This window comes from Pseudoalteromonas sp. JC28 (assembly GCF_013319255.1).
GTDB lineage: Bacteria > Pseudomonadota > Gammaproteobacteria > Enterobacterales > Alteromonadaceae > Pseudoalteromonas.
The window spans coordinates 1-3,916 of the sequence record NZ_QOKX01000025.1; the positions used below are offsets into that span (position 1 = coordinate 1).

General features: G+C 47.0%; 4 protein-coding genes. All 4 read left to right on the forward strand.

The window, feature by feature from the left end:
• Positions 1 to 1,003: AMP-binding protein (locus DS891_RS24220; RefSeq protein ID WP_174171171.1), on the forward strand; the 1,003-nt coding region annotated here is incomplete at its 5' end.
• A 32-nt stretch (positions 1,004 to 1,035) separates the two neighbouring features.
• On the forward strand, positions 1,036 to 1,971 hold the full coding sequence (locus DS891_RS24225) for an AMP-binding protein (RefSeq protein WP_174171172.1): 936 nt from the start codon (positions 1,036 to 1,038) through the stop codon (positions 1,969 to 1,971).
• A gap of 2 nt (positions 1,972 to 1,973) precedes the next feature.
• Positions 1,974 to 3,290 (forward strand): phosphopantetheine-binding protein, encoded by a 1,317-nt coding sequence (locus DS891_RS24230; RefSeq protein ID WP_368032285.1) that lies wholly within the window; start codon positions 1,974 to 1,976, stop codon positions 3,288 to 3,290.
• Positions 3,287 to 3,916 (forward strand): condensation domain-containing protein (locus tag DS891_RS24235; RefSeq protein ID WP_368032286.1); only part of this gene is annotated, 630 nt, incomplete at its 3' end. The genes DS891_RS24230 and DS891_RS24235, both read left to right, overlap by 4 nt.

The following is a 3,916-nucleotide window of genomic DNA, read 5'->3' on the forward strand; positions in this document are numbered from 1 at the left end:
AGCCCCTTTAATCGGCTTCTTTGTAAACACCTTAGTGTTGAGGGTGAATACACAGCATGACAGCTTAGCGGAATATTATGCCCATGTGCGAGCGACCCACTTAGCAGGTCAAAGTCACCAAGATGTTCCATTTGAGCAGTTAGTAGAAAAGCTGAAAGTGCCAAGAASTCGTGCCCATGGACCTTTGTTCCAGATTATGGTGACGACGAATACAGATTATGGCCTACATGAGCATCAACCATTGCAACTTGCGGGAATAGAAGTAGCGCCTTATCAATCAGATATAGTGCAAGCAAAGTTTGATTTAAAAGTTGACTTAGCCATAGATGAACAAGGAGGTGGTGTTAGCTGGAGCTATGATACGAGCCTCTTTAGTGAAGCACATATAGAACAATTAAGTACGCATTTACAGCAGCTATTAGAAGCGCTGGCAGACACACGAGGTGAGTGGGATATTGCGCTGTCTCAGCTAGACATGCTGTCAGCAAAAGAAGTTAGGCAGCTAGTGCACGAATGTAATGCTCGAAGTGATAATGCTACGCAGGCATGGGGCAATATCGTTTCCCACTTTACCGCGCAAGCTCAGCGACAGAGTATGCAGACAGCGGTCGTGTGTGGTGACAGCAAGATGAGTTATGGTGAGTTAGATAGGCAATCGAACCAGTTGGCACGCTATTTAATGACGAGACATCACGTGCAGCGAGGCACACTGGTTGGGCTTTGTATGGATAGGTCCATAGAGATGGTGGTCAGTATTTTAGCGATCCTGAAAGCAGGGGGTGGCTATGTGCCACTAGACCCACATTATCCGGAGTCACGATTACGTTATATGGCGACGGACACGGGGATGTCTTTGCTGTTATCACAACAGAGGCTGAAATCGGCGTTACCGGATTTACCTGTGGAAGTCGTTGCGGTGGATGAGATAGCTCAGGATTGGCAATGTTTGGCAGCAACGGATGTAGACGTAGCGATAACGGGGTCGGATGTCGCNGTGAGTTAGATAGGCAATCGAACCAGTTGGCACGCTATTTAATGACGAGACATCACGTGCAGCGAGGCACACTGGTTGGGCTTTGTATGGATAGGTCCATAGAGATGGTGGTCAGTATTTTAGCGATCCTGAAAGCAGGGGGTGGCTATGTGCCACTAGACCCACATTATCCGGAGTCACGATTACGTTATATGGCGACGGACACGGGGATGTCTTTGCTGTTATCACAACAGAAGCTGAAATCGACGTTACCGGATTTACCTGTGGAAGTCGTTGCGGTGGATGAGATAGCTCAGGATTGGCAATGTTTGGCAGCAACGGATGTAGACGTAGCGATAACGGGGTCGGATGTYGCGTATGTGATTTATACGTCAGGCTCGACGGGGCAGCCTAAAGGGGTRCTCACACCACATCAAGGGTTATCGAACTTTTATACCGGGTTTCTAGCTCAAGGCGAGGTGYTGTCGCAAGGGATGGGGGATGCGTGGCTATGGCTTTCTTCATATGTCTTTGATGCWTCTTTGAAAGGGTTGTGCTTATTGGCTGATGGGGTCAAATTGGTCATTCCAAGTAAAGCGCAAATATTAGCACCCCTTGAATTGAGTAAGCTAATCAAACAACACGATATTCAAGTTGTGAATGCGACTCCACAATTATTAGGTGCGTTACTTTCAGAACCAACATTACCTGCGGTAGATGTGATTTCTAGTGGTGATCTAATWGGTGCAGGRCTGTTGAAGCGACTACAGCAGTTTGTACAAAAACATAAGCGAGTGCTGTTGAATGCATATGGGCCAACAGAAACGACGGTCAATACGCACTTTGCCGAATTGACTCACAGTGATCGAGAGGTCATCGGGCGAGGCATGCATAATGTGTCTAGCTACATACTTAGTTCAGCCTTTGAGTTGGTGCCTCAAGGTTGTATTGGTGAGCTATTTGTGGGCGGTCCAGGGTTAGCGCTTGGCCTGCGGTAGATGTGATTTCTAGTGGTGATCTAATAGGTGCAGGACTGTTGAAGCGACTACAGCAGTTTGTACAAAAACATAAGCGAGTGCTGTTGAATGCATATGGGCCAACAGAAACGACGGTCAATACGCACTTTGCCGAATTGACTCACAGTGATCGAGAGGTCATCGGGCGAGGCATGCATAATGTGTCTAGCTACATACTTAGTTCAGCCTTTGAGTTGGTGCCTCAAGGTTGTATTGGTGAGCTATTTGTGGGCGGTCCAGGGTTAGCGCTTGGGTACTTGAATCAACCAGAGCTAACAGCGGAGCGCTTTGTAGAGAACCCATTTTATGATGAGGCACAAGCAGGCAGCTCAAGACGACTCTACCGCACCGGAGATCTAGTTCGTTACCTGCCGGATGGGAGAATAGAATTCATAGGTCGTGTTGACAGTCAGGTGAAGATAAGAGGGTTCAGAATAGAGCTWGGGGAAGTGGAAGCCTGTTTACATGCAGCTTCAAGCGTTGCATCGGCGTTGGCGATAGTGAAGGACATCGCGGGAGAGAAGCAATTAATAGGGTATGTGCAGCGACAAAGTGGGCTGGATATAGATGAGTCAAGCTGGCTGCAGGCATTGAAGGCAGAATTACAGCAAGATTTACCAGAGCATATGATACCAAGCATACTGATTGCAGTGGATGAATGGCCATTGACGGCAAATGGCAAGGTGGATAGACGGGCATTGCCAAGTGCAGATGTGGGTTGTTTGCAAGGGGAATATGTAAGCCCTGAAGGTGATATTGAGCAACAGTTAGYCGGTATTTGGGCACAGCTTCTGGGTATAAAAGCTGCTGAGATCAGTGCAACGGCGAACTTCTTTACTCTAGGTGGGCATTCGTTACTCACCATACGTTTGGTGTCAGAAATTCAGCGYTGTTACGGTGTCGATATTTCATTACAACAGGTATTTAACGCGAAGGACTTACGCTCGCTGGCGAATGATATTGAGCAAAGCGAGCAAGGGCAAGTATTACCTGCGATTCAAGCCTATCCAAGAGAAAGCCAGACGTTACCAACGTCATTTTCGCAGCAGCGTTTATGGTTTATAGATCATCTCAAAGGAGGCTCACCAGAGTACAACATGCCAGTGGCCTTGACTGTAAAAGGTGAATTATCGCTGCCTGTAGTTGAGCGTGTTTTTCAGCGGATAATTGCGCGTCATGAGGTGCTAAGAACCAATTATTATGATGAAGCAGGCGTGGTGTATCAATATATGTTCAAGCCTATCCAAGAGAAAGCCAGACGTTACCAACGTCATTTTCGCAGCAGCGTTTATGGTTTATAGATCATCTCAAAGGAGGCTCACCAGAGTACAACATGCCAGTGGCCTTGACTGTAAAAGGTGAATTATCGCTGCCTGTAGTTGAGCGTGTTTTTCAGCGGATAATTGCGCGTCATGAGGTGCTAAGAACCAATTATTATGATGAAGCAGGCGTGGTGTATCAATATATCCATGAACCTGAAAATGTGGCGTTTAGTGTTGTATATCAAGACCTCMGGTCGTTACAAGGCGAAGCGCAGCAAGCCCAAATAAAAGCACGGATATCAGAGGTTATCACCACCGCGTTTAACTTGGCAGAAGACTTACTATTAAAGGTATTGTATCTGGCGACCGGAGAGGATACAGGAGTCCTACTCTTTAATATGCATCATATCGCGTCGGATGGTTGGTCAATGCAGGTGTTGACCAATGAGTTTGTACGTTTGTATGAAGCCTATAGTCAAGGTGAAGCCGAGCCTTTACCACAATTGGCGTTACAGTATGGAGATTATGCGCAGTGGCAGCGAACGCATATAACGGATACGGTATTAGATAAACAGCTCAGTTATTGGTTAGCGCAGTTGGATGAAGCCCCCGCGGTGCATAACCTCACATTGGATTATCCCCGTCCAGCAGAGAAGCAATATCAT